Raw genomic sequence first — 1040 nt, 5'->3', positions numbered from 1 at the left:
GGGAGAGCCTCGCTATATCTTGCTCTTGAAGTTTGCAGGGTAGGCACTTCTGCCTTATCTCACTCCTCAAAAACTTCACAACGAGCAAGGCGAGAAGTAGTTATACTTACAAAAAAATTTGAAGGACAAAAAATGTTTAAAAAGGATTTGTATCTTGAAGCCCTAAAGCAATGTGATGATTGGGTTAGTATTTCTGAATGGGCAAATAAAATTGCTGAACTTTACCCTGAGGAAATTGAAAGGATTGATGAAAAATCTCAAAAACAGCAAAAACCAACAGAAGGAATCACTCAGCTAATAAGAAATTTATCGGCAAAAACAGGAAGAGGAGATTTTAGTAAAAATATAAAGATTGATGATGAGGGAAATGTTAGAAAGGTCAAATATATAACAGAAGAAGAAAAAGCTTTGATAGAACAAGAAGATATTGAAGAAGAAGACAGAAGACAAATTATCAAACAAGCAGAAAGTAAAATGAGTCAAAAAGAACTCTATCGCATTAAAGAATTTTCGGATATTTGTTCTATTTTAAAAAATAAATGGGGAATTATTTTTGAAGTTGATCACGCTTATGCACTTAAAGGTGAAAAACAAGGAAAACATCACCCTGATAATTTACAACTATTATTAAAAATGCATAATGGTGCAAAAAACAATAAGGATTGGACGCGTTTTACTTTTGAAGAACAAGAAAAGTATATTAGAAACATTGTCGAAACACAAAAGATAATTTGTGAGCGTATGGGATCAAAAATTGATGATGAAGTTGTTGATTTGCTGATGATGAGATTAAAGGCTATTTTTTAATCTCGCCTTGCTCGTAGTGAAGTTTTTGAGGAGTGAGATAAGGCAATAGTGCCTACCCTGCAAACTTCAAGAGCAAGATATAGCGAGGCTCTCCCAAAAAGAATAATAAGTGTTAAGCAAAAAGAAAGGGGAAGCACTTTCTTTTTGGGTTAAGGGGAGTGAGGAGGGGATAAACCTTTTTCTTTGGGGAAAATAGGTTAAAATACAAAAAACAATGAGGTCAGGAATAATGA

Annotated in this window: 1 protein-coding gene; it reads left to right on the top strand. The window is 33.7% G+C overall.

Annotation, left to right across the window (positions count from 1 at the left end; genetic code table 11):
* The coding region (locus CQA58_RS08330) for a hypothetical protein (protein WP_170126782.1) at positions 1-807 on the top strand (807 nt) is incomplete at its 5' end.
* Positions 808-1040: the final 233 nt, after the last annotated feature.

Source organism: Helicobacter brantae (assembly GCF_003364205.1).
Classification (GTDB): domain Bacteria; phylum Campylobacterota; class Campylobacteria; order Campylobacterales; family Helicobacteraceae; genus Helicobacter_G; species Helicobacter_G brantae.
Note: the sequence above shows the minus strand (reverse complement) of the source record. Positions and strands in the feature narration are given on the sequence as shown.